Source organism: Actinoplanes sp. NPDC023801 (assembly GCF_040639655.1).
Lineage (GTDB): Bacteria > Actinomycetota > Actinomycetes > Mycobacteriales > Micromonosporaceae > Actinoplanes.
In genome coordinates this window covers 406,358-430,365 of sequence record NZ_JBFAAI010000003.1, presented here as the reverse complement: position 1 = coordinate 430,365, position 24,008 = coordinate 406,358, and the positions used below count along the sequence as shown (strand labels likewise).

13 protein-coding genes are annotated in these 24,008 nt (G+C 72.9%); 10 read left to right on the top strand and 3 right to left on the bottom strand.

The features are described 5' to 3' along the window. Window positions 1–23 precede the first annotated feature (23 nt). From AB0G04_RS08985 to AB0G04_RS08955, 7 genes are all read left to right on the top strand, one after another. Entirely contained in the window at window positions 24–1,904 is a 1,881-nt protein-coding gene (locus AB0G04_RS08985; RefSeq protein ID WP_360978992.1) for a VCBS repeat-containing protein, read from the top strand. Further along, entirely contained in the window at window positions 1,901–2,884 is a 984-nt protein-coding gene (locus AB0G04_RS08980; protein ID WP_360978989.1) for an enediyne biosynthesis protein UnbU, read from the top strand. The genes AB0G04_RS08985 and AB0G04_RS08980 overlap by 4 nt, the downstream gene beginning before the upstream one ends. Beyond that, the gene (locus tag AB0G04_RS08975) at window positions 2,881–8,427 is read left to right on the top strand and encodes an SDR family NAD(P)-dependent oxidoreductase (protein WP_360978986.1); all 5,547 of its coding nucleotides are present in this window, start codon (window positions 2,881–2,883) and stop codon (window positions 8,425–8,427) included. The genes AB0G04_RS08980 and AB0G04_RS08975 overlap by 4 nt, the downstream gene beginning before the upstream one ends. Next, entirely contained in the window at window positions 8,427–8,840 is a 414-nt protein-coding gene (locus tag AB0G04_RS08970) for a thioesterase family protein (protein ID WP_360978983.1), read from the top strand. Before AB0G04_RS08975 ends, AB0G04_RS08970 begins: the two co-directional genes overlap by 1 nt. A 94-nt stretch (window positions 8,841–8,934) precedes the next feature. Beyond that, window positions 8,935–9,591 carry a winged helix-turn-helix transcriptional regulator gene (locus AB0G04_RS08965; protein WP_360978980.1) on the top strand — a complete coding sequence of 219 codons (657 nt, stop codon included), beginning with the start codon at window positions 8,935–8,937 and terminating at the stop codon, window positions 9,589–9,591. A gap of 197 nt (window positions 9,592–9,788) precedes the next feature. Beyond that, window positions 9,789–10,694, top strand: a complete 906-nt coding sequence (locus AB0G04_RS08960; protein WP_360978976.1) for an SDR family oxidoreductase — start codon at window positions 9,789–9,791, stop codon at window positions 10,692–10,694. After that, window positions 10,691–12,157, top strand: a complete 1,467-nt coding sequence (locus AB0G04_RS08955) for an MFS transporter (protein WP_360978973.1) — start codon at window positions 10,691–10,693, stop codon at window positions 12,155–12,157. Before AB0G04_RS08960 ends, AB0G04_RS08955 begins: the two co-directional genes overlap by 4 nt. Before the next feature lie 247 nt (window positions 12,158–12,404). Here the strand turns inward: AB0G04_RS08955 and AB0G04_RS08950 are convergent, their stop codons facing one another. Genes AB0G04_RS08950 through AB0G04_RS08940 form a run of 3 tightly spaced genes read right to left on the bottom strand, consistent with a single transcriptional unit; the run spans window position 12,405 to window position 15,343 of the window. Continuing rightward, the gene (locus AB0G04_RS08950; RefSeq protein WP_360978970.1) at window positions 12,405–13,043 is read right to left on the bottom strand and encodes a flavin reductase family protein; all 639 of its coding nucleotides are present in this window, start codon (window positions 13,041–13,043) and stop codon (window positions 12,405–12,407) included. A 52-nt stretch (window positions 13,044–13,095) separates the two neighbouring features. Further along, the gene (locus AB0G04_RS08945; RefSeq protein ID WP_360978967.1) at window positions 13,096–14,154 is read right to left on the bottom strand and encodes a hypothetical protein; all 1,059 of its coding nucleotides are present in this window, start codon (window positions 14,152–14,154) and stop codon (window positions 13,096–13,098) included. 19 nt (window positions 14,155–14,173) lie between these two features. Then, the gene (locus AB0G04_RS08940) at window positions 14,174–15,343 is read right to left on the bottom strand and encodes a cytochrome P450 (protein WP_360978964.1); all 1,170 of its coding nucleotides are present in this window, start codon (window positions 15,341–15,343) and stop codon (window positions 14,174–14,176) included. A gap of 477 nt (window positions 15,344–15,820) precedes the next feature. Here AB0G04_RS08940 and AB0G04_RS08935 point away from each other — a divergent pair, with 477 nt between their 5' ends. The 3 genes from AB0G04_RS08935 to AB0G04_RS08925 all read left to right on the top strand — a co-directional run bounded on the left by AB0G04_RS08935 (window position 15,821) and on the right by AB0G04_RS08925 (window position 24,002). Beyond that, window positions 15,821–20,305, top strand: coding sequence for an amino acid adenylation domain-containing protein (locus AB0G04_RS08935; RefSeq protein WP_360978961.1), 4,485 nt, complete (start codon window positions 15,821–15,823; stop codon window positions 20,303–20,305). Between the two features lie 100 nt (window positions 20,306–20,405). Beyond that, entirely contained in the window at window positions 20,406–20,603 is a 198-nt protein-coding gene (locus tag AB0G04_RS08930) for an MbtH family NRPS accessory protein (protein WP_360978958.1), read from the top strand. A gap of 33 nt (window positions 20,604–20,636) precedes the next feature. After that, window positions 20,637–24,002: an amino acid adenylation domain-containing protein gene (locus AB0G04_RS08925; RefSeq protein ID WP_360978955.1), complete on the top strand. Its 3,366-nt coding sequence runs from the start codon at window positions 20,637–20,639 to the stop codon at window positions 24,000–24,002. The last annotated feature ends 6 nt before the right edge of the window (window positions 24,003–24,008 follow it).

Genomic DNA, 24,008 nt, shown 5'->3' with positions numbered 1-24,008 from the left:
CATCGGAGAGAGGTCTGAGAGAGATGGCCAAGACATTCCGGTCCGCCGTCAGCATCGGCGTCGGGCTGACGCTGTGCCTGATCCTCGGGGTGCTGACCACGCGTCCGGAGCCGTCGCGAGGTGATGTCGGCCGCGCCCTGGAACGATTCGCGTTCACCGTCCGCGACGTGAACATCCCGCCGCCGGGTGCACGGACCGTCCGGGAGGTCGCCGGCTCGTACGGCGGCATCCGCAGCTGGATCTCGGCGGTCGGCGCCGCGGTCGGGCTCGTCGACCTGCGCGGCCTGGGCCATGCGGGGGACATGTGCCTGGTCGACCCGCGCGACGACTCGGTGCGGTTGCTGCCGGCCGCGGGCGACGGCGCGTACCCGGGCGTCGTCCTGCACCCGTCCGGTCTGCGCTACGACCGGACGATGGCTCCCATGGGCTGCGTGCCCGCCGACATCGACGCCGACGGCGACCAGGACATCCTGGTCTACTACTGGGGCCGCTCGGCTGTCGTGTTCCTGAACACCGGCGGGCCCGCCCGCACGCCGCAGGCCGCCGGCTTCCGGGCCACCGAGCTGGTACAGCCGATGCAGGTGTGGAACTCCACCGGCCTCAACGTGGCCGACATGGACGGCGACGGCAACCTGGACATCTTCGTCGCCAACTACTTCCCGGACGACGCGCCGGTGCTCGACCCGCAGGCCGGCGCCGACGCGCGCCTGCAGATGCAGCACTCGATGGCGCTGGCCGCCAACGGCGGGCACAACCGGGTGTTCCTCACCCGGCCCGGCGGATCCGACCGGCTGCCCGCGCTCACCGACTTCAGCCACGCGCTGCCGGCCCGGGCCGCGGCATCCTGGTCGCTGGCCATCGGGATGCAGGACCTCACCGGCGACCTGTTGCCGGAGATCTACCTGGCCAACGACTTCGGGCCGGACCACCTGCTGGTCAACCACTCGACGCCGGGCACCGTACGCCTCAAGGCGGTACGCGGTGAACGCTCGATGACCATGCCGAAGTCCAAGGTGCTGGGGCACGACTCGTTCAAGGGCATGGGCGTCACCTTCACGTACGGCCGGAACCAGCAGCTGCCGATGATGGTGGTCAGCAACATCACCACCGACTACGCGCTGCACGAGAGCAACTTCGCGTTCGTGCCCGACGGCCGCGGCACCGACCTGCTCGAGGGCCGGGTGCCGTTCACCGACCGCAGCGAGCAACTGGGCCTGTCCCGCTCCGGCTGGAGCTGGGACGTCAAGTCCGGCGACTTCGACAACGACGGCACCGACGAATTGTTGCAGGCCACCGGCTTCCTCAAGGGCGAGCGCGACGCCTGGCCGCGGCTGCAGGAACTCGCCATGGGCAACGACGACCTGCTGCGCCACCCGTGGGCCTGGCCGAACTTCCAGCCCGGCGACGACCTGTCCGGCCATGAGCCCAACCCGTTCTGGGTACGCGGCGACGACGGCGTCTACCACGACATGTCGGGCCCGCTGGGCATCGACGCACCGGACGTCTCGCGCGGCCTGGCCTTCGGTGACGTCGACGCGGACGGCCGGCTCGACGCGCTGGTCGCCAACCAGTGGGAGAACTCCCGGCTGCTGCACAACAGATCCGGCAACGCCTCCTCGCTCGGCCTGCGGCTGGAGACCCCGGCGGGCGACGGCACCCGGCCGGTGATCGGCGCGCACGTGGAGCTGCGCGATCCGGCCGGCACCCGGCGCGCCCAGCTCTACCCGGCCAACGGGCACGCCGGCGTCTCCGCGGCCGAGGTACACCTGGCGCACCCTGGCGGCGAGGTCCCGGTGACCGTCATCTGGCGTACCGCCACCGGCGTGGCCCGCGCCGAGCTGGTCCTCCCGGCCGGCCGGCACACCATCCAGCTCAACGACGACGGAACGGCGGTCCAGCGATGACGGCGACGGTCACCCCCACCATCCCCACCCTCGCGGCCCGGCCCGGCCCGGCCGTCGCGACCGCGGCCACGGCGCCGGTCCCGGTCCGGATCAAGGCGCTGCGCCGGTTCGCGATCTCGATCACCGTCTTCAACGTGGTCGGGCATCTGGTCCTCGGCTTCGAGCAGTCCCCGATCACCCCGATCGCCACGGTCCTGGTGAGCTACGCCGCCGCGCTGCTGATGGAACGGCTCGACAGCTGGGCACGGCAACGCGCCCCCGAGTATGCCGGCGGGTTCGGCAACCTGGTGACGTTCCTGCTGCCCGCGCACATCGCCGGACTGGCCTGCGCGATGCTGTTGTGGGGCAACATCTCGCTCTGGCCGTACCTGTTCGCCGTCGTCGTCGCCAACGTGAGCAAGTACCTCGTCCGGGTCCGGATCGGCGGGCGGGCGCGGCACGTGCTCAACCCGTCCAATGCCGGCATCGCCCTGACCCTGGTGCTGTTCCCGTGGGTGGGCATCGCGCCGCCGTACCACTTCACCAACAATGTCAGCGGCGGCGTCGACTGGCTGCTCCCGCTGGGCGTGCTGATGCTGGGCTCGATGCTCAACGCCAAGCTGACCGGCCGGATCCCGCTGATCCTGGCCTGGCTCGCCGGATTCGCCGCGCAGGCGGTGATCCGCTGGCTGGTGTTCGATCACTCGCTGGTGGGCGCGCTGCTGCCGATGACCGGGCTGGCGTTCATCCTGTTCACCAACTACATGATCACCGACCCGGGTACGACACCGTCGCGCCGGCGCAACCAGATCGTCTTCGGCCTGACCGCCGCCGCCGTCTACAGCATGCTGGTCCTGTCCGGCATCGTCTTCGGCCTGTTCTTCGCCGTGGTCATCACCTGCGGGCTCCGGGGCCTGGTCCTGCTGTGGACCAGCCGGCGCCCGGCCCGCACGGACGAGTCGCCGGCCGGCGCGATCACCCCAGCGACGGTGCTGTCGTGACCGCGATCGCCATCGTCGGGATGGCCTGCCGCTACCCCGACGCGACGAGCCCCGCGGAGCTGTGGCAGACGGTGCTGGGCCGCCGCCTCGGGTTCCGGCTGCTGCCGGCCGGCCGGCTCGGCGCCGGGTACCGCGGCGGGCGCGACGACATCGACACCACCTACGTGAAACGGGCCGGCCTGCTGCGGGACTGGCACTTCGACCGGGAACGCTTCGGCATCCCCGGCAAGCTGTTCCGGTCGGCCGACCTGAGCCACTGGCTGGCGCTGGAGACCGCGGCCGACGCGCTGGCCGACGCCGGGCTCGACGACGGCGGCCTGCAGGCGTACGGCATCGACCGCGACCAGGTCGGCGTGGTGCTGGGCAACTCGCTGACCGGCGAGTTCAGCCGGGCCTGGACGGTACGCGCCCGGTTGCCCTTCCTGCGCCAGGCGTGCTCCACAGCGCTCGGCCGCGCCGGCGCCGCCGCCGACCTGTCCCGTACCGTGCTGGCCGAGCTGGACAGCCTGGTCCGCGGCGCGTTCCCGGACGCCAACGACGAGACGCTGGCCGGGTCACTGTCCAACACCATCGCCGGGCGCATCTGCAACCACTTCGACTTCCACGGCACCGGGTACACCGTGGACGGCGCGTGCTCGTCAAGCCTGCTGGCGATCATGACGGCCTGCCGGGCGCTGACCGAGGGCGAGCTGGACGTCGCGCTGGCCGGAGGCGTCGACCTGAGCCTCGACCCGCTGGAGCTCGTCGGGTTCGCCCGGCTGGGCGCGCTGGCCGCCGAGGACATGCGCGTGTACGACGCCCACCCCACGGGCTTCCTGCCCGGCGAGGGCTGCGGCGTGGTCGTGCTGATGCGCGCCGACCGCGCCCGGCAGGCGGGCCTGCGAGTGTACGCCGAGATCCGTGGCTGGGGCACCTCCTCGGACGGCTCCGGCGGGCTGACCCGGCCGGCCGTGGCCGGACAGGTGCTCGCCATGCGCCGGGCGTACCGGATGGCCGGGGTGACCCCCGCCGACATCGACCTGGTCGAGGGGCACGGCACCGGGACTGCCGTCGGCGACCAGGTGGAGCTGGCCGCGCTGACCGAGGCCCGCGGCTCCGCGCCGGCGGCCGCGCTCGGCACGGTCAAGGCGAACATCGGGCACACCAAGGCGGCCGCCGGGGTGGCCGGTCTGATCAAGGCGGCGATGGCCGTCCACCACGGGATGCTGCCGCCCACCACCGGCTGCGAGCAGCCGCACGAGCTGCTGCGCGGCGCGCCGCTGCGGGTGCTGGGCGCGCCCGAGCAGTGGCGGCGCGACAGGCGTACGGCGGTGGTGTCGTCGATGGGCTTCGGTGGCATCAACACTCACGTCGTGCTCACCGGCGGGCAGTCGCACCCGGCGGTGGTCGCGCCGCGCTGGTCGGCGCCGTCGCCGGCGTACGACATCGTGCTGCTGGCCGGCCGCGACCGCGCCGACCTGGACAGCCGGCTGGCCGCCCTGACCGAGCAGGCCCCGGCGCTGAGCACCGCGGAAGTGCACGACGTGGCCTGCACCGAGTTCCACCGCGGCCGCACCGGTACATTCCGCGCCGCGCTGGTCGCCGCCACCCCGGGCGAACTGGCCGTCGCGGCGGCGCGGGCCCGAAAACTGCTCGACGAGCCCGGCCCGATCGCCCTGGACGAGAAGGCGGGCGCGGCCGTCGGCTCCGGCCCGCCGGCCCGCGTCGGGTTGCTGTTCCCGGGCCAGGCCGCCCCGGTCCGCCGCGACCTGCCGGCCTGGGCCACCGGCCTGGGCGTCCCACCGCTGCCGGACGGCGCGACCGTGACCGACGGCGACGTCGCCACCCGCAGCGCGCAGCCGGCCGTCGTCCGGCAGAGCCTGGCCGCGCTGGCCTGGCTGGACGCCCTCGGGTGCCGGCCGTCCGGCGCGGTCGGCCACAGCCTCGGCGAGGTCTCGGCGCTGGTCTGGTCCGGCGCGCTCACCCGCGAGCAGGGTCTCGCGCTGGCCGCCGACCGCGGCCGGGTGATGGCCGAGCACGGCACGGCCGGGACGACTATGGCCGGGCTGAGCGTCGGCCCGGACGGCGCCGCGGAACTCGTCCGCGGCACCGCCGCGGTGGTGTCCGGGCAGAACGCGCCCCGCCAGACCACCGTCTCCGGCCCGACGCCCGACGTGCGGACGGTGCTCGACCGCGCTGCCCGCGCCGGGATCCACGGCGTCGAGCTGCCGGTCTCGCACGGGTTCCACAGCCCGGCGATGGCGCCCGCCACCGAGCCCTTCCGTGCTGTCCTGGCCGGGACGGACTTCCGGCCACCCACCGGCGGGGTGATCTCCACCGTCCTGGGCCGGGAGCTGACCGCCAGTGACCACCTGCCCACCCTGCTGGCTGAGCAGCTCACCGCCCCGGTGCGGTTCCGGCAGGCGGCGGCGGTGCTGGCCGGGCGCTGCGACCTGCTGGTCGAGGCGGGACCGGGCGGCATCCTGTGCGGCCTGGTCCGCGCCGGCGCCGCGGACGTGCCGGCGGTGACCCTGGACAGCGGCGGCGACCCGCGACGGCATGCGTTCGCCACCGCCGCGCTGGCCGCCGCGGCCGCCGCCGACCCGGCGCCCTACTTCGCCGGCCGCGGCCACCGGACGCTGGACGCCGGCCGGCCGATCACTCTGCTGCACAACCCGTGCGAGACGCTGCCCGCACTCGGCGAGCCGGTGCCGGTACCGGCGCCGGCCGCGGAACCGGCCGGCCCGGCGCCCGTGGCGGTCGCCGACACCGGCGCGGACCCACTGCAGGTGTTGCGCTCGCACCTGGCCGCACTGCTGGAGCTGCCGTCGGTGCGCCCGGACGCCCGGCTGCTGGCCGACCTGCACCTGAGCTCGCTGCAGGTGGTGCAGGTGGTGGCCGACACGGCGCGCCTGCTCGGCCGCACCCCGCGGATCGGCAACGCCGACCTGGCCGCCGCAACCGTCGCCGAGGTCGCTGAGGTGGTGGCCGCGCTGCCGGTCGCGGACGCGGCCGGCCCGGCGCCCGAGCACGGCGTCCGGGCCGAGGTCCGCGCCTTCACGCACACCTGGGCACCGCTCACCGCCGGACCGGCGCCGGCCGCGGCGGACTGGGCGGTGGCCGCCCCGGACGGTCACTGGCTGCATGAACTCTGCCGGTCCGACCACGATGCCGGGTCGTCCTGGCTGGCCGTAGCGGTTCCGGACGACGCCGGTGACGCGGCGATCGCCGCGCTGCTCCAGCGGATCGGCGCCGACCGGCCCGACCGGCTGCTGGTCGTGCACCACGGCCACCCGGCGGCTGCGGCGATCACCCGCAGCGCCGTGGCCGAGCTGCCCGGCTGCGCCGCCACCGTGGTGCGGCTGCCGGCCGGGGGCCGGCTGACCGATCTCGGGCTCTGCGGCGGTACCGGGTACCGCGAGGTGCGGGTGCACCCCGACGGCAGCGCGCAGCGGGCCGTCATGCGGGTCCGTAACCTGGCCGGCGGCGGGCAGCTGCCGCTGACGTCCGGCGACGTCCTGCTGGTCACCGGCGGACTGCGCGGGATCACCGCGTACTCGGCGGCGGCCGTGGCCGAGCGCCGCGGCTGCACCCTGGTGGTGCTGGGCCGCACCGCCGCCGACGACCCGGACGTGCTCGAGGCCCTGGCCGGGCTGCGCGAACGGGTGCCGGCGCACTACCTCAGCTGCGACGTGACCGATCCGGACGCGGTCGCCGCCGCGGTCGCCGCCGCCGGCGAGTGGGGCACCGTCGCCGGCGTGGTGCACGGCGCCGGCCGCAACGAGCCGCGCCGGCTGGAGAACACCGACGCGACCGGGCTGCGAAGCACCCTGGCACCCAAGGTCGACGGCCTGCGGACCGTACTCGCCGTGGCCGGTGACGAGCTCAAACTGGTCGTCGCGTACGGCTCGATCATCGGGCGGACCGGGTTGAGCGGGCAGTCCGAGTACTGCGTCGCCAACGACTGGATGCGCGCCGAACTGGAGCAGTGGGCCGCCCGGCACCCACGCTGCCGCACCCACCTGCTCGAGTGGTCGGTCTGGGAGGAACACGGTATGGGGGTGCGCCTGGGCACGCTGGACTCGCTGCGGCAGTCCGGCGTCACCCCGATCGAACCGGCCGCCGGCTGCGCCGCGCTGCTGGACGTGCTGGGCGACCCGGACGCGCCGGTGACGGTGCTGTTGACCAGCCGGTTCCCCCGGCTGCCCACGTTCGCCGTCGACGACGCGCCGGCGGCTCTCGGGCTGCGCTTCACCGAGTCACGGCGTGACCTGCTGCCGGCGGTGGAGACCACCGTCGAGAGTGCCCTGTCGCTGGGCGCCGACCCCTACCTGGACGACCACCGGATCGACGGCGCCCCGGTGTTCCCCGCGGTCCTCGGGCTGGAGGCGATGGCCCAGGCGGTGACCGTGCTCGAGGGCCCGCGTCAGCGGTGGTCCCTGCGCGATCTGGCGTTCGACGCCCCGATCACCGTGCCGGAGCGGGGTGCCCGCACGATCCGGGCCGCGGCGCTGGCCGGCGGCGACGGCGTCGAGGTCTGCCTGCGCGACGACACGGACGGGTTCGCCACGGTTCGGTTCCGGGGAGTGGCCGGCACGCCGGAGCCCGAACCGCCGGTGGTGGCCGTGCCGGAGCTCGCGGCGGCGGATCCCAGCGAGGGCGCGCACCCGTTCTACGGCTCGGTCCTGTTCCACCGAGGCCGGTTCCGGCGGCTGCTGGACTACCGCCGGCTGTCGGCGTTCGAGGTGAGCGCCGTCGTGGACGCGCGGCCGGAGCACCGGTGGTTCTCCGACTTCCACGGCGACACCCTGCTGCTCGGCGACCCGGGGGCGCACGACGCCACCATCCATGCACTGCTGGCCTGCGTCCCGCACCGCCGGGCGCTGCCGGTGCGGGTCGAACGGTTCACGGTGTGGCGGCCGGCCGAGGGCCTGGTCCTGGTGGAGGCGGTGGAGCGGGAGCACACGGCCGACGAGTACGTCTACGACGTGCTCGTGCGCGACCTCGCCGGCCGGCCGTTGTCGCGGTGGACCGGGCTGGGTCTGCGCGCGATCGGGCCGTCCGGCGTTGCGGCGTACCCGGCCGCGCTGGTCGGCCCGTTGCTGACCCGCAAGCTGATCGAGTGCGGGATGGCCGACGACGTCGATCTGACGTCCGGGCCGCCCGGCCGGGAACCGGTGGGCGGCCGGGCCGGCGTACGCGAGGTGACGGTCCGGCACCACGGTTGCGCCACGCTGTCGCTCACCGCCCTGGCGCCGGCCCCGGTCGGGCTGGCGTGCAGCGACGACGACGGGCTGCCGGCGTCACCGGACGCGGACGCGGACCGGGTCGCCGCGGAGATCGCCGACAAGACGGGAGAGCCGGTGGAGCACGCATGGCAACGGGTCCGGACGGCGGCGGACGCGCTGCCCGGTGACCTGCCGCTGCGGGTGGAGCAGGTGGGCGGGCACGGCGTGGTGGTGCTGCGGCGCAACGGCGCGCAGGTGCTCACCGCCCGGGTACCGGTCGCGGAGACGGGCAGGCCGCTCACGGTGGCGGTCGCGGTCGGACACGGGGTGCACTGATGTCGGCGTACCGGTACCGGCACGTGGTGCCCTTCGACGAGACCAATCTGGTGGGCAACGTCTACTTCGCCCACTACCTGCACTGGCAGGGACACTGCCGTGAGCGGTTCCTCGCCGATCACGCCCCGGGCGTGCTCAAGAGCGTGGCCGCCGGCGAGCTGGCCCTGGTGACGGTGTCCTGCTCGATGGAGTACTTCGCGGAGTGCTACGCGTTGGACGCCATCGAGGTCGAGATGACGTTGGGCGGTCAGGCCGGCAACCGTGTCGACATGGGCTTCCGGTTCCGCCGCGGCGACGTCGTGGTGGCGGCGGGACGGCAAACCGTGGCGTGCATGCAGCGGACCGGCGACCGGATGCGGCCGGTCCCGGTGCCGGACGAGCTCGTCGCAGCCCTCGCCGCATTCGCCGGATGACGGTCGGGGCGATCGAGGTCACTGGCGTAAACCTAACTCACAGTGGCATGGTGGAGGGACCTGCTCGACTCAGACCCACCATCGAGGTTCCGCCATGACCGACAGGCGACAGTACGGACAGCTCTGCGGGCTAGCGGCCGCCCTCGACGTGATCGGCGAGCGCTGGACCCTGCTGGTCGTCCGCGAGTTGCTGACCAGCCCGGCACGGTTCAACGAGATCCTGGAGAACCTGCCGGGCATGGGTCCCAACCTGCTGTCCGAGCGCCTGCGGACGCTGGCCGCGCTCGGCGTGATCGAGCAGTGCCCGGTGCCGGGCGACGGCCGCGGCAAGATGTACCGGCTGACCCCGGCCGGGGAGATGCTGCGCGGTCCGGTGCTGGACCTGGCCCGATGGGGATTGCAATTCCTTACCGCCACCGACGTGCAGACCGGCGTCAGCCGCGCCTCGTGGGGGTTCCTGGCGGTGCAGGCGATGATCGCCGGCCGGCAGGTGCCCGATGTCGAGGAGAGTTACGAGTTCCAGGTCGACGCCGAGGTCTTCCACATCGAGGTCGGTGGGGGCAAGTCGATCGCCTCCCGGGGCCCCGCCACCGACGCGGCGATCGTGGTGACCACTGACGCCACCACGTTCGTCCAGATCGGAAGCCGGATGCTCTCACCGTTCCAGGCGGTGGTCACCGGCCGGCTCAAGATCGATGGTGACCCGGACGCGATCGTCCGCTGCACCGACCTCATGGGACTGGCGGTCTGACCCGCCGTCCATGATCACTCAGCGCCCGGAGAACCTTCCGTTGGGTGACAGCTGAGCTTCACGGGTCCTCATGGCTTGTGGTTCACTGTCTATACGTTTCTAAACCCATCGTGGCCCCGGCGCGTCCCCCGCCATCCGCATTCGGGTGCGTTGATGCATGCCGCCGGGCGCTGCACGACACCTCCTGGAGGGGATGCGTGGACAACTCCTTGGCCGGCAAGGTCGCCGTCGTCGCGGGAGCGACTCGAGGAGCCGGCCGCGGCATATCCGTCGAGCTGGGGGCGCGAGGCGCGACCGTGTACGCCTGCGGGCGGACCACCCGCGAGACGGGTTCGCCGATGAAACGGCCGGAGACCATCGAGGAGACCGCTGAGCTGGTCGACACTGCCGGCGGCCGGGGAATCGCGGTGCGATGCGACTTCACCTCCCGCGCCGATGTGGACGCGTTGCGCGCCCGCCTCGAGTCCGAGCACGACGGCCGGTTGGACGTCCTGGTCAACGACGTCTGGGGCGGCGACCCCTTCGTGGAGTGGGGCAAGCCGTTCTGGGAGCACGACCTGGACCGGTCGCTGACCGCCTGGGACAACGGGATGCGCAGCCACCTGACCGCCCTGCACCGCCTGACCCCCCTGGTGGTGGCGGCGCGCGGGCTGATCGTGGAGATCACCGACGGAGACCGCGACGACTACTACGGATCGCTGTTCTACGACGTGGTGAAGGCCGGGATCCGCCGGCTGGGCCGGGTGCTCGGTGAGGATCTCGGCAAGCACGGCGTGACCGCGCTCGCGCTGACCCCCGGTTTCCTGCGCTCCGAGGCCATGCTGGCGGGATTCGGCGTCACCGAGGCGAACTGGCGTGACGCCGCCGCGAAGGACCCGCACTTCGGCATCTCCGAGACACCGCACTACGTGGGCCGTGCCGTCGCCGCCCTGGCCGCCGACCCGGAGGTACGGCGCTGGAACAGCAAGTCCCTGTCCTCGTGGGAGCTGGCCCACGAGTACGGCTTCACCGACATCGACGGATCGCGCCCGGACTGGGGCGCATTCCGCTCCAAGGTCCTGGCCAACGACGCCACCGATTTCGATCCGGAGGACTACCGATGACGACCGACGCAGCCAAAGCACCGGCCGACCCGCCGCAGGCCGGAGCCGCAAACCCCACCCCGCGCGGCGGCCCGATGCTACTCGCCGTCCTGTGCCTGGCCCAGTTCATGCTGATGCTCGACGTCGCGGTGGTCGCGGTCGCGCTGCCGACCGTGCAGCAGGAGCTGGAAATCTCCGCGGCCTACCTGCTGTGGATCGGCACGGCGTACTCGATCGGCTTCGGCGGCTTCCTGGTCGTCGCCGGCCGCCTGGCCGATCTGCTCGGCGCCCGCCGGGTGCTGCTCGCCGGTGTCGTCGTCTTCGCCATCGGCTCACTGGCCTGCGGACTGGCCGACTCCGGCGCGGTGTTGTTCGTGGCCCGCGGCGTGCAGGGCCTCGGTGCGGCGATGGTCTCACCGGCCGCGCTGGCCATCCTGATGGTGACCTTCTCTGAAGGGCCGCTGAAGGCACGGGCCCTCGGTGTCTGGGGCGCCGTCTCCGCCGGTGGCGGAGTGGTCGGCCAGTTGCTCGGCGGCCTGTTCACCGGACTCGGCAGCTGGCGGCTGATCTTCCTGATCAACGTGCCGTTCGCGATCCTGATCATCGTGGCGGTGCTGCGCAAGGTGTCGAACCGCCCGCAGCAGGCGCAGGGCCGGGCCGATCTGGTCGGCGCCGGCCTGCTCACCGGCGGCATGATCCTGCTGGTGCTCGGCGCCTCGCAGGCCGCCGCGGTCGGCTTCACCTCGCAGGTGATGCTGCTCGGTGCGGGCGGGCTCGTGCTGCTGGCCCTCTTCGGGCTGGCCGAGCGGCGGGTCGCGGACCCGATCGTGCCGCTCGGACTGTTCCGCAACCGCAACGTCAGCCTGGGCAACGTGATCTGCTTCGCCGCCTCCGGCGTCACGATGGCGACGATCTTCTTCGCCGCGCTGCTGATGCAGCAGGTGATGGGCGCCAGCTCGCTGGCCGCCGGCCTCACCTTCGCACCGGTGTCCGCGCTGATCACGGTGGCGGCGCTCAAGTCCGGCGCGCTGGTGACCAAATTCGGGGTGCGCGCCGTCCTGCTGATCTCGGCCGCGTTGAACGCGGTGGGCCTGATCATGCTGGCGGCGGCCCCGGCGGACGGGAACTTCCTGCTGCACATCGCGCCCGCCCTGGTGGTCTTCGGCGTGGGTGGCGGCCTGGGCTTCGCGCCCGCCATGTTCGTGGCCACCACCGGGGTCGACGCCTCCCAGCAGGGCCTCGCCTCGGGCCTGCTGTCCACCGCGCAGCAGATCGGCGGGGTCGTCGCCCTGGCCGTGATCAATGTGATCGCGGTGCGGGTGACCGCGGGCGCCGGTGGCCCGCAGTCCGCCGAGGCGCTCACCGAGGGCTTCCGCGCCGGATTCCTGGCGGCGCTGGTCCTGCCCGCGGTTGTCGCGGCCGCCGTGCTCGCCCTGCCGCGCACCCCCGTCGCGGCGCCGGCCACGCCCTCGCCGGCCGGGTAGGCGGACACGGCAGGAGGGGCGGTCCGCCGATCGGCGGACCGCCCCTCGTCGTGTCTGACCATCGATGGTTCTGGTGGTGTCGGAGAGGGCTGCTGGGTGCCTGCCGGCGGGAGTTTCGCAGGAGTAGGCGGCCTGGTCGCCTCCGCCTACGCCCCAGCCGCCACGCCGGACCACCCTGCCCAGAAAACGGTCAGAACACGAGGAGGAGCGGTCCGCAGATCGGCGGACCGCTCCTCCTCTGTCGCGTTCATTCGAAGACGTGCGGTGCGGGCTCCTCCTCCGCGGTGACCTCCGGGCTGAGCCGGCCGTAGCAACGCGACAGCCGCAGGACCGGATCGAGCAGGCGGCTGTCCACCCGCCCGTCGCGCCACACCTCCCGGTCGACGTGGACGTGCACCACCCGCCCGACCACGATGTTGCCGTTGCCGACCGGGTGGACGTCGACGAGCTCGCACTCCAGGTGGGCGCGGGCCTGCTGGACGCGGTCCGGGAGTACGAGCCGCGAGGGGGCCGGGGTGACCCCGGCCATCTGGAACTCGTCGACGTCCGGCCCGTAGTGCCCGGCCGAGTTGTCCATCCGCTCCAGGAGCCGCTGGTCGGCCACGTTGATGACGAACTGGCCCACCGCGCGGATGTTGCGCAGGGTGTCCTTCTCTCCGATGGAGCTGAACGCCACGTGCGGCGGGTGATCGGCGACGAGCGTGAAGTAGGAGTAGGGCGCCAGGTTGCGCCGGCCGTCCGGATCCACGGTCGACACCCAGGCGATCGGGCGGGGCACCACCAGCGAGGTGACGAGCTGGTAGACGGCGGGCTTGGGCCAGGCAGCCGGGTCGATCTCCAGTCCGGCGCCGATCGTGGTGTCCGCCGGCGTGGTGATGGTCGTCATGTTCGGCTCCGTTCGTCGGGAGAACAGGGGAGTCCGGTGCGACGGGCGGGGATCAGCCCAGCCACCGCTCGCCGGACTGCAGCAGGTCGCGGTAGGCGACGGCGCGCAGGTGCCGCATCTCGCGCAGGGTGCTCACCGCGCTGCCGGCCGCGGCCTTCTGCACCAGCGAGCGCCCACTGCCGACCAGCACGGCCGCGACGGTGATGTGCCGCTCGATGTCGAGCAGGTCGGCGTTGAGCACGTCGTCGCGCGCGGCGGCCAGCGCCGGTTCGGCGCCGGCCAGCTCGGCGTACGGCGCGTCCAGCACGGCAAGCAGGCGCTTGAGCGCGGCCCGGTAGATGCGATGCTCCGGCTGCATCACCCCCGTCAGGTTGATCGGCACCCGGGGCGGTGACATGGTCGGCCGGATGGTCTCCTCGTAGTAGGCCGCCGGCATCGCCCCGGAGTGCAGCATCGACGCGGTGAACGCGCTGATCAGCACGGCCGCCCGGCTCAGCGCCGCGGCGGCGCCCGCCGGATCGGTGGTGGCGAGGTCCGCGGCCCGATGCAGTTCGGCGGCGGCGTGCAGGTTGAGCAGGAAATAGCAGTGATGGACCAGCAACCACCGGTCCATCCAGTCGCCGTCGGGCTCGAACCATTCCGGTTCCGGACCGGCGTCGTCGCTGCGGGCACCCGCGGCCGGGCGCAGCGTCCGCAGCACGAGCCGGGCACCGGTGAGCTCGGCGATCACGTCGTTGACCTCGAGCATGCCGTAGCGCAGGTCGGCGACGGTCCGGTGCAGGACCGTCACCGCCTGCGCGGCGTGCTGCTCCGGGCTCAGTTCGGCGTGCCGGATCCGGAAGTAGTCCGAGTGCACCCGCACCGGCGGGGGCAGGGTGCCGGTGGCCGGCACCGCGACCGTGGCGGCCAGGCGCCGGCCGAGCAGGCCGAGCCGTTCGGTGGCGTGCAGGAAGGCCTTGTCCACGCCGGCCCGGTCGGTGCCACCCAGCACGCGTACCAGCTCGTCGACAGCGTCCTCGGCGTCGGTCCACAGGCGTACCGTCTCGGCGGCGAACACGGGCGTGTCGCCGGAGATCGGCCACGCGAGCACCACGTAGGGAACGGATGACACGGTGTGCCTCCCCGGCGGGTCAGTGCACCGCGGCCAGCACCCCGGCCGGCCGTACCCGGATGCTGGAATGACCGTGCAGCGTGGCGTTGGCGAACCGCTCCGTGCCGACGACCGACAGCCCGGGGTAGCGGTCGTGCAGCGCGCGTAGCGCCACCCGGGCCTCGATCCGGGCGACCACGTTGCCGAGGCAGGAGTGGGTGCCACGACCGAAACCGAGGTGCGGATTCGGGTCCCGGCGCATGTCGAGCCGCTCCGGGTCGGTGAAACGCTGCGGGTCGCGGTTGGCCGCGGCCAGCACGGCCACCACCATGTCGCCGCAGCGGACGGCGCGCCCGCCGATCGTGGTGTCGGCGACCGCGGCACGGCTGACCACGTGGACCGGTCCGCTGAACCGGACCAGCTCCTCGACGGCGGTGTCGATGTCATCCCAGATCCCGGCGGCGGCGTCGGGATGTTGCTGCAGGGTGACCAGCGCGTTGCCGAGGAAGCGGGCCGGCACCTCGAAACCGGCGTGCCAGAACGCGCGCAGCGAGTTGAACAGGACCTCGTCGGGGTAGTCGACGCGGTGCCGGTTGGCGGCCACGAAGCCGCTGATGCCGGTCTCCGGCTTACCGGCCAGCCAGCGGGCGACGTAGTCGCTGAAGTGCTGCCGCGCGGCGAGCCCGGCCTCCTCGCTGTCCGGGTCCAGGCCCGAGTCCATGCTGCGATGCAGCCGCTCGTTGTGGCGGCGCCATTCCTCGTCGGCCTCCGGCGGCGGCATGCCGACCAGCTGGGAGATCGTTCCCAGGGTGAAGGGGGTGGCGAAATCTGCGACGAAGTCGAAGGTTTCGCGGCCGGCCAGGCCGTCGAGCAGGGCCGCGGCGCGCGTCTCGGCGTCGCGCTCCAGCTGCTTGAGGTCCTGGCTGCGCAGCGCCTCGACCGCGAAGTGCCGCAGCGGCGTCTGGTCCGGCGGGTCCAGGGTCTGAAGGCTCAGCAGCGGACCCGGCGTCGGTACGCCCACCTTGCGGAAGTCCGCGGTGAACAGGTCGGGGTTCTTCAGCACCGACGTGCAGTCCGCATGCCGGGTGAGGATCCACGCCTGAAGCTCCTCGTGCCAGTGCACCGGGTCCGACTCGCGTAGCGTGCGGTACACCGGATAGGGATCCCGGATCGTCTCCGGGTCGAGCGGATTGAAGATCTCGTGGCTCACCGCGACCTGCCTATCATGCGTGGGCGGGATAAGGGCGTGTGGTTACGGGCATGCGGGCCGTGCCAGACGCCTCGGCGTATCGGCACGGCCCGCTTCCTCAGCGATTTCAGTGCAGGTAGCGCATGACCGTCCCCCCTCTCATCACGGCGTTGTCGAGGTCTGGAATTCCGGAGCCGGCTGGCTGACCATCGTGTTTGGGCAGGCCAGTGGACTCGAGCATTCCGGATCTCCCTACCCGTTGCATCGAGTATCGCCATTCGGTCAATTAACGGGCAAGCGCCGATGAAAGATCTTTCAGTCGCATAAAAGAAACCGTACCCGAAGCGTCGCCGGCGAATTATTGAAGCGGGTGACCGGAGCTTGACCCTGCCAGAATTCCGTCAATTTTCATTGATTCTCGGCGGCGGTCGCTACGGTGAGCCATATCGATCGATCCATTGTCAATCTAAGCCGGCGGGGCGGGAAGGTGGGAAAGCGGTGTCAATAGCCCGCGAACAGGTAGGCCAGCTCTCGGACGAGGAGAAGCGTGCCCTTCTGACGCAGCTGCTCGGCCGCGACGGTGACCGGGAGGGCGAGCGGCTTCTGCAGTCGCAGCGCCGCTTCTGGGTTCTGCACCAGGTGTCGACCCAGGTGCCCACACACGTGGTCCGGATCGTCGACGTGGACGGTCCCCTTGACCTGGGTCGCCTGCGTGCGGCGGCCACCGCGCTGGTCGACGCGCACGAGGAACTACGCACGAGCTGGGTTCCGGTCGAGGGCCGGCCCGTCGGCGCCGTCCGTGAGCCGGGCGCCGTGCACCCGGAGGTGCTGCTGGTGGAGACCGCCGGCGGCGAGGTGCTCGAGGACGCCGTGGCCCGGCTCCGGGTCCGCGAGGCGGGGCGCCCGTTCGACCTGTCGGAGGCGCCGCTGCTGCGGATCGCCGTCATCCCCCGCGGGGCGGGCCGGCACGAGGTCATCCTGACCGTGCACCAGATGGTCGGCGACGAGGTGGTGGCGGACCGGCTGCTCGGCCAGCTCGTCGACGCGTACGAGACCCTGACCGGCGGCGGCACGCCGCGGTTCGACCGGGCTTCGACCACCCTCGGTGAGGTCGTCGACCGGCGTCGCTCCTGGCTCAGGTCGCCGGCCGCCCGCCGCGAGATCGAGTTCTGGGAGAAGCGGCTGGCCGGCGTCCCGGCCCTGGATCTGCCGTCCGACCACGCCCGTGCGGCCGACCGGATGCCGTCGCTGCGCGGCTCGCGCAGCACCCGGCCGCTGCCGGCGGAGTTGGTGACCAAGCTGCAGGACCTCGCCGGTGCCGAGGACGTCACCGCGTCCGCCGTGGTGCTGACCGGCCTGGTCGTCCTGCTCAGCCGGTACACCCGGGAGAACGACATCGCGGTCGGCCTGCCGGTGGACGGCCGGTACGAGGAGCGCCTCGCCGGCGTGCTGGCACCGCTGGAGAACGCCGTGGTGCTGCGGACCCTGTTGGATCCCGACGAGAGTTTCCGGGAACTGCTGCGCCGGGTCGCGAGCGGCCGCAAGCAGGCGCACGAGCGTCAGCAGTTGCCGTTCGAGGAGGTGGTGGCCAAGCTCGCGCCGGAGGCCGACTTCAGCCGCTCGCCGCTGTTCCAGGTGCGCTACGACGACCGCGAGCCGCAGTTCGGCGCGCGCGAGGCCGGCGGCGTGACCTGGCGGCTTGCCGACCTCGACGACGGGCTGTCCGCCTTCGACCTGAGCGTGCACCTGCGCACCGGCGAGGACGGCGGGCTGCGGCTGCACGGCGTGCACAACGCCGACCTGTTCGATGCCGACACCATCGACCTGCTGCTGGATCACCTGATCGCGCTGCTCGGTGACGCGGCCGACGAACCGGACCAGCGCCACGCGGCCCTCGGCATGCTCACCGACCACGAGCTCGCCCGGGCGCTCGGCGAGTGGAACAGCACGGACGCCGACTACCCCCGCGACGCCACCCTGCACGGCCTCTTCGCCGAGCAGGTGGCCCGTACCCCGGACAAGCTGGCGATCGTGGCCGGCACCGACCGGCTCACCTACGCCGAGCTCGACCGGTGGGCCAACCAGCTGGCGCACCGGCTGATCCGCAGCGGGGTCGGCCCGGAGTCGCTGGTCGGTGTCATCGCGAACCGCCGGATCGGCGCCGTGGTGGCGTTCCTGGCCACGATGAAGGCCGGCGGCGGCTACGTGCCCATCGACCCGGAGCAGCCCGCCGAGCGGATGCGCACGATCCTGTCCGACGCGGGGATCACCGTGGTGGTCGCCGCCGGCGAGGCCGAGATGGTGCTGCAGCCGGTGCCGTGCGACCCGTGGATCCGCGCCGACTCCGACGAGGTGCGCGCCGAGCCGGACACCGATCCGGCGGTGGCCGTGGACCCGGCCAACGTCGCGTACGTCATCTACACCTCCGGCTCCACCGGTTCACCCAAGGGCGTCGTCGTCCCGCACCGCCAGATCGTCAACTCGACGCTGGCGCGCAGCGCGTTCGGGCGTGAGGCGCCGGAGTCGTACGCGATCCCGGTGGCGTTGTCGTTCGACGCGTCGGCCGCGGGCCTGTACTGGACGCTGCTGACCGGTGGCCGGATCGTGCTGCCCAGCGACGACCAGGTCGCCAACCCGGCGCTGCTGGCCCGGCTGGTGCAGACCGAGCGGATCACCCACATCACGCACATGCCGTCGTACTACCAGCTGCTGCTCGCCGCCGGCGGCCGGCAGATGATCTCGCTGAAGGACGTGTCGGCCGGCGGCGACGTGTTCCCCGCGCAGCTTGCGGTCGACCACTACAAGGCCCTGCCGTGGACGAAGCTGTACAACGACTACGGCCCGACCGAGGTGACCGTCTGGGCGACCGCGCAGCTGGCCACGCCGGACGAGGACGGCGCCAGCGTGCCGATTGGGCGTCCGATCCAGAACACCCGGGTCTACCTGCTCGACGACGACCTCAACCCGGTGCCGATCGGGGTGCCCGGTGAGATCCACGTCGCCGGCGACGGCCTGGCACGCGGCTACCTGGGCCAGCCGGCGCTGACCGCCGACCGGTTCGTGCCGGACCCGTTCTCGGCCGAGCCGGGCGGCCGGCTCTACCGCACCGGCGACCTGGCCCGCCACCGTGCCGACGGGACCCTGGAGTTCCTCGGCCGGGTGGACACCCAGGTCAAGGTCCGCGGCTTCCGGATCGAGCTCGGCGAGATCGAGAACGCGCTGCAGCGCCACCCCGGCGTCACCAGCGCCGTGGCCGGCACCCGCCGGCACCCCGGCGGCACCGAGGACCACCTGGTCGCCTGGTTCATCCCGGCTGACCCGGCGAACCCCCCGTCGGGTGACGAGCTGACCGCGCACCTGAACCGGCTGCTGCCGCACTTCATGGTCCCGGTGGCGTTCCTGGCCCGCGACGAGTTCCCGGTCAACCCCAACGGCAAGGTGATGCGCTCCGCGCTGCCGGACCCGGTGGCCGCGCCGGCCACCCTGCCCAGCGGGGCGGTGCCGCGCCGCCGGGTCGAGAAGGAGATCGCCGAGGTCTTCGCCGAGGCGCTGGGCGTGGCCCGGGTCGGACTGCACGACGACTTCTTCTCGTACGGCGGCAGCTCGTTGCAGCTGTCCCGGGTCGGCGCGCGGCTGTCCAAGGCGTACGGCCTGGAACTGCCCCTGCACGCGTTGTTCAGCACGCCCACGGTGGCCGGGGTGGCGTCCCGGGTCGAGCTGTACGAGCGGGAGGGCTTCGAAGGCCTGCGCGCCACCCGTGACGCCGCCGACGACCTGGACCGGGAGGCGCTGCTCGACCCGATCATCACCGCGGCGAACCTGCCGCAGGCCGACTTCTTCAACGCGAAGGCGATCCTGCTGACCGGCGGCACCGGCTACTTCGGGGTGTTCCTGCTGGACCAGCTGGTCGCCCAGACCACCGCCGACATCTACTGCCTGGTACGGGCCCGCGACCCCGCAGCCGGCAAGAAGCGCCTGCGGGACGCCTGCGAGCACTACGAGGTGCCGTGGGACGACCGGTTCGAGCGGCGCGTGCACGCGGTCTGCGGCGACCTGGGCAAGCCGCTGCTGGGGCTGTCACCGTCGGACTTCGACCACATGTCCCGGATCATCGACACGATCTACCACAACGGCGCGCTGGTGAACTTCTCCATGCCGTACTCGGCCCTCAAGGCACCGAACGTGGACGGCACCGTGGAGATGCTGCGGCTGGCCTCAAGGTACAAGGTCAAGCAGGTGCACTTCGTGTCGACGATCGACGTCTTCATCGCGGCGCACATGCAGCGGCCCTTCCTCGAGGTGCCCCTGCCGAGCCGGCCGCCGCAGGTGCCGTTCAGCTACCCGCAGAGCAAGTGGGTCAGCGAGAAACTGATCACTCACGCGAAGGACCGCGGGCTGCCGGTCACCATCTACCGGCCGTCGATCATGATGGGCCACCCGCGGACCGGCGCCTGCCACGCGCAGAACTACGTGCTCACCGCGCTGCGCGGCTTCCTGGAGTTCGGCATTCTGCCGGATTACCCGGAGTCGATGAACGCCATCACGCTCGACTACGCCAGCGCGGCCATGGTGCACGTGTCGCGGCAGGAGAAGTCGCTGGGCAACATCTACCACCTCTGGAACACCGAGGCGATCCCGCACAACGCGCTGTTCCCCTGGATCAAGTCGTACGGCTACCCGTTCGAGGTCGTGGACTTCGACGAGGCCGTGCAACTGGCCATCAACGCGGGCCCCGACCACCCGGTGTACCCGATGGTGCCGGTCCTGCTGCTCTACACCTCCGGTGACGCCGGTGTGGAGATGTCGATGGAGACCGAGGACGCCATCGACAACCGCAGCGAGTGCATCAACCTGCTCGACGGCATCGAGGGCACCGGTTACCGGCCGGCGCCCCTGGACGAGAAGTACATGCACGACTGCCTGGACTTCCTGGTCCGGCACGGCCAGCTCGACCCGCCGGAGCGGTACCCGCGCCGGCGCTGAGCCCCCCACCGGGCATCCGTCCCCGCGCCGTGCGCCCAGGCCGGCGCGGGGACGGACTCCACACTCCGACCCCGCACCACGCTCTCCGGAAGGACACCTCATGGACACCCAGCAGACCGGTTACGCCGTCGTGGTCAACGACGAGGAGCAGTACTCCGTCTGGCGGGCCGACCGCACCCCGCCGGCCGGCTGGCGGGCCACCGGGTTCCAGGGCCCGCGAGCGGACTGCCTGGCCCACATCGACGAGATCTGGACCGACCTGCGCCCGCGGTCGCTGCGCGAGCGCATGACGGCCTGACCCGCCCGTACGCACGACCCCACGGAGGAACCCATGGACCAGCGGGCCGACCTGTCCGAGGCGAAGGCCGAGCTTCTGCGAAGATGGCGTACCGGATCCCGGATCGCCCCGGTGCTCGCGGGCACACCGGCGATCCCACCGGCCCGTCCGGGACCGGTTCCGCTGTCTGCCGCGCAGCAGCGCCTGTGGTTCGCCGAACAGCTGCTGCCCGGCACTGCCGCGAACAACCTGGCCCACTGCGTCGTGGTGGCCGGCCGGTTGGACACGGCGGCCTTGCGGGCCGCACTGGCCGCCCTGGTGACGCGGCACGACATCCTGCGCACGGTCGTCGAGTCCGACGGCGGCGTGCCGATCCAGGTGGTGCGGGACGAGGCCGCGCCGGTTCTGGAGGTCGTCGAGCTGCCCGACCAGGACCCGGACTGCGCGATCGCCGGCGCCGTCGAGCGGGCCCGGGCGCTCGCCGCGCTGACGATGGACCTGTCGAGCGGCCCGCTGGCGCGGCTGGTCTGCTACCGGACGCCGCAGCGGGACGTGCTGGCCCTGGTCGTGCATCATCTGATCGCGGACGGCTGGGCGCTGGCGGTCGCGCTGCGTGAGCTGTCCGCCCTCTACACCGCCCACCTCGAAGGCGTGCCGGCCGAGCTGCCGCCGCTGCCGATCCGGTACGCCGACGTGGCCGCCGCCGAACAGGGTCAGGACCACGCCGCCGAGCTGGAGTGGTGGCGGTCCCGGCTGGCCGGGATGCGCCTGCTGGACCTGCCGACCGACCGGCCGCGGCCGGCGGCCCTGTCGGCGGAGGGCGACTGGTGCGAGATCGCCCTCACCGAGGCCGACGACGAGGCGGTACGGGCCTTCGCGCGCGCCACCGGCACGACCGTCTACATGGTCCTGCAGGCTGCCTACGCCGCCGTCCTGCACGCCCTCACCGGCCAGCCGGACATCGTGATCGGCGGCGCGGTGGCCGGCCGGGAACATCCCGACGTCGGCGGGCTGATCGGCAACTTCACCAACACCGTCGCGCTGCGTACCCCGATCCCGGACGGCACCACCTTCCGCAGCCTGCTCGCCGCGGTCCGCGACAGCACCCTCGGCGCGCTGTCACACCAGCGAGTCCCCTTCGACCGGGTCGTGGAAGAGCTGCGCCTGCCCCGGTCGGCCGCCTCGGCCGGCGTGCTGTCCGCCCTGTTCGTGCTCCAGCCCCCGGTGCCCGCGGTCACCTTCGCCGGGCTCGCCGCCGAACCGGTCACGCTGGGCTGGCGCACCGCTCGCGCCGACCTCGAGCTGCACCTGTCCGAGCGCCCCGCCCTGCACGGCGGCCTCGTGTACCGGTCCGACCTGTTCGACCGCGCCACCGCCGGGCGCCTCGCCGACCGGTTCGTGGCCACGGTCCGCGCCCTGATCGCGCAGCCGGACACGGCGCTGGCCGACATCGATGCGGCCGGTTCCGCCGAACGTGCCGACCGGGTCCGCTGGTCGGCCGGGCCGCGGCGCGCCACGCCCCCGGTCAGCCTGCCCGAGCTCGTGGTGAGCCGGGCCGCCGAGCGGCCGGACGCGCCGGCCGTCACCGACGGCCGCACCACCCTGACGTACGCCGCCCTCACCGGGCAGTCGCTCCGGCTGGCCCACCGGCTGCGCCGGCTCGGTGTGGCCGCGGAGGAACCGGTCGTGTCGGCGTTGCCGCGCTGCCCCGACCTGGTGGTCACCGCGGCTGCCACGATGCGCGCCGGCGGCTGCTACACCCCGGTCGACCCGGCGCACGGCCTGGACCGGATAGCCGGGGTGCTGCGGCAGACCGGCGCCCGGGTGCTCGTCTGCGAACCCGGCGACGACCTGCCCGAGCGGCTGGCGTCGGCCGGGGTACGGGTCGAGCACGTGCTGCGTACCGACGAGGACGCGACCGGCGACGGGGTGGACCCGGAGCTGCCGCCGGTGCACCCGGACGCGGCCGCCTATCTGGTGTTCACCTCCGGATCCACCGGCGAGCCCAAGGGTGTCGTGGTCAGCCACCGCGCGGCGGTGAACCATGCCTTCTCGCTCGCGGACGAGCACGGCTTCGACACCGGCACCGTGCTGGGCGCGATCGCCTCACCGGCCTTCGACGCGTCGGTGGCGGAGTTGTTCGGCACGCTCGCCGCCGGCGGCACGGTACACCTCATCCCGGCCGCCGCGGCCGCCGACGGCGTCACCCTGGCAGCGGCGATCCGGCGCGGCGGCGTCACCACACTGTCCGGCACCGCGACCGTCTGGCAGTTGCTGCGCCGTTCGCCCGACCAGGTCCGGATCCGGGCGATGGTCGGCGGCGAACCGGTCACCGAGACCCTGGCCGACTACCTGGCCACCACGCAGGAGGCGGCGTTCACCCAGTACGGACCGACCGAAGCGGCGATCTGGTCGCTGGTCGCGCCGCTGACCACCGGGGCGCCGGTGCCGCTCGGCCGTCCGATCCGCAACACCACCTGCCATCTGCTGGACGAGGACCTGCGGCCGGTGCCGGTGGGCGCGGTCGGTGAGATCTGTCTCGGCGGGGTCGCGGTGAGCCGCGGCTATCTGAACCGGCCGGGCACGACCGCGGACCGGTTCGTGCCGGACCCGTTCGCCACCGAGCCCGGCGCTCGCCTCTACCGCACCGGCGACTTCGCCCGCTACCGCGGCGACGGCAGCCTGCAGTTCGTCGGCCGCCGCGACGGGCAGGTCAAGGTGCGCGGTCACCGGGTGGAGCTGGGCGCGATCGAGTCGGCGGCCGAACGGCACCCGGCGATCGCCGAGTGTGCCGCCGCGGTGCACCGCGACCCGGCCGACCCGGACGGGCAGCTGCTCGTCGGCTACCTGGTCCGGACCGGGCGGCCCGGCGACCCGGACACCGACCTGGTCCCGACGATCCGGCGCCACCTGCGCGAGCGGCTGCCGTCGTACTGCGTACCGGACCGGTTCGTGGTCCTCGACGAGCTGCCGCGCACCGGCACCGGCAAGGTCGACCGGGACGCGCTGCCGGCGCCGCGGGACAACGTGCGTCCGGCCGACCGGCCGTACGTGGCGCCCCGCACCGAGCTGGAGGAAGAGATCGCCGCCGAGGTCGGTGCGCTGCTCGGCCTGCCGCGCGTCGGCGTCACCGACGACTTCTTCGAGCTCGGCGGCCACTCGATCCGCGCGGCGCAGCTGGTGGTCCGGCTGGAGCAGCGGTACGGCGTCGAACTGGTCCTGCAGAAGCTGTTCGACTCGCCGACCGTCGAGCACCTGGCCTGGCTGGTGGCGTCCGACCGGGACCGCAGGGCTCAGCTCACCGACCGCGGGGTCGCGCTGCGCCGCCTGGTGGACGACCTGTCCACGGAGAAGGTCGACGACCTGTTGTCCCACCTGATCGCGCAGCGGGAACAGAACCCGCAGGCGCCCGCACGCTGAGGAGCC

Coding starts and splice junctions, on each gene's coding strand:
- AB0G04_RS08955 (WP_360978973.1), top strand. CDS start 10,691: ATGACGACCGACGCAGCCAAAGCACCGGCCGACCCGCCGCAGGCCGGA.
- AB0G04_RS08980 (WP_360978989.1), top strand. CDS start 1,901: ATGACGGCGACGGTCACCCCCACCATCCCCACCCTCGCGGCCCGGCCC.
- AB0G04_RS08985 (WP_360978992.1), top strand. CDS start 24: ATGGCCAAGACATTCCGGTCCGCCGTCAGCATCGGCGTCGGGCTGACG.
- AB0G04_RS08950 (WP_360978970.1), bottom strand. CDS start 13,043: ATGACGACCATCACCACGCCGGCGGACACCACGATCGGCGCCGGACTG.
- AB0G04_RS08925 (WP_360978955.1), top strand. CDS start 20,637: ATGGACCAGCGGGCCGACCTGTCCGAGGCGAAGGCCGAGCTTCTGCGA.
- AB0G04_RS08970 (WP_360978983.1), top strand. CDS start 8,427: ATGTCGGCGTACCGGTACCGGCACGTGGTGCCCTTCGACGAGACCAAT.
- AB0G04_RS08930 (WP_360978958.1), top strand. CDS start 20,406: ATGGACACCCAGCAGACCGGTTACGCCGTCGTGGTCAACGACGAGGAG.
- AB0G04_RS08965 (WP_360978980.1), top strand. CDS start 8,935: ATGACCGACAGGCGACAGTACGGACAGCTCTGCGGGCTAGCGGCCGCC.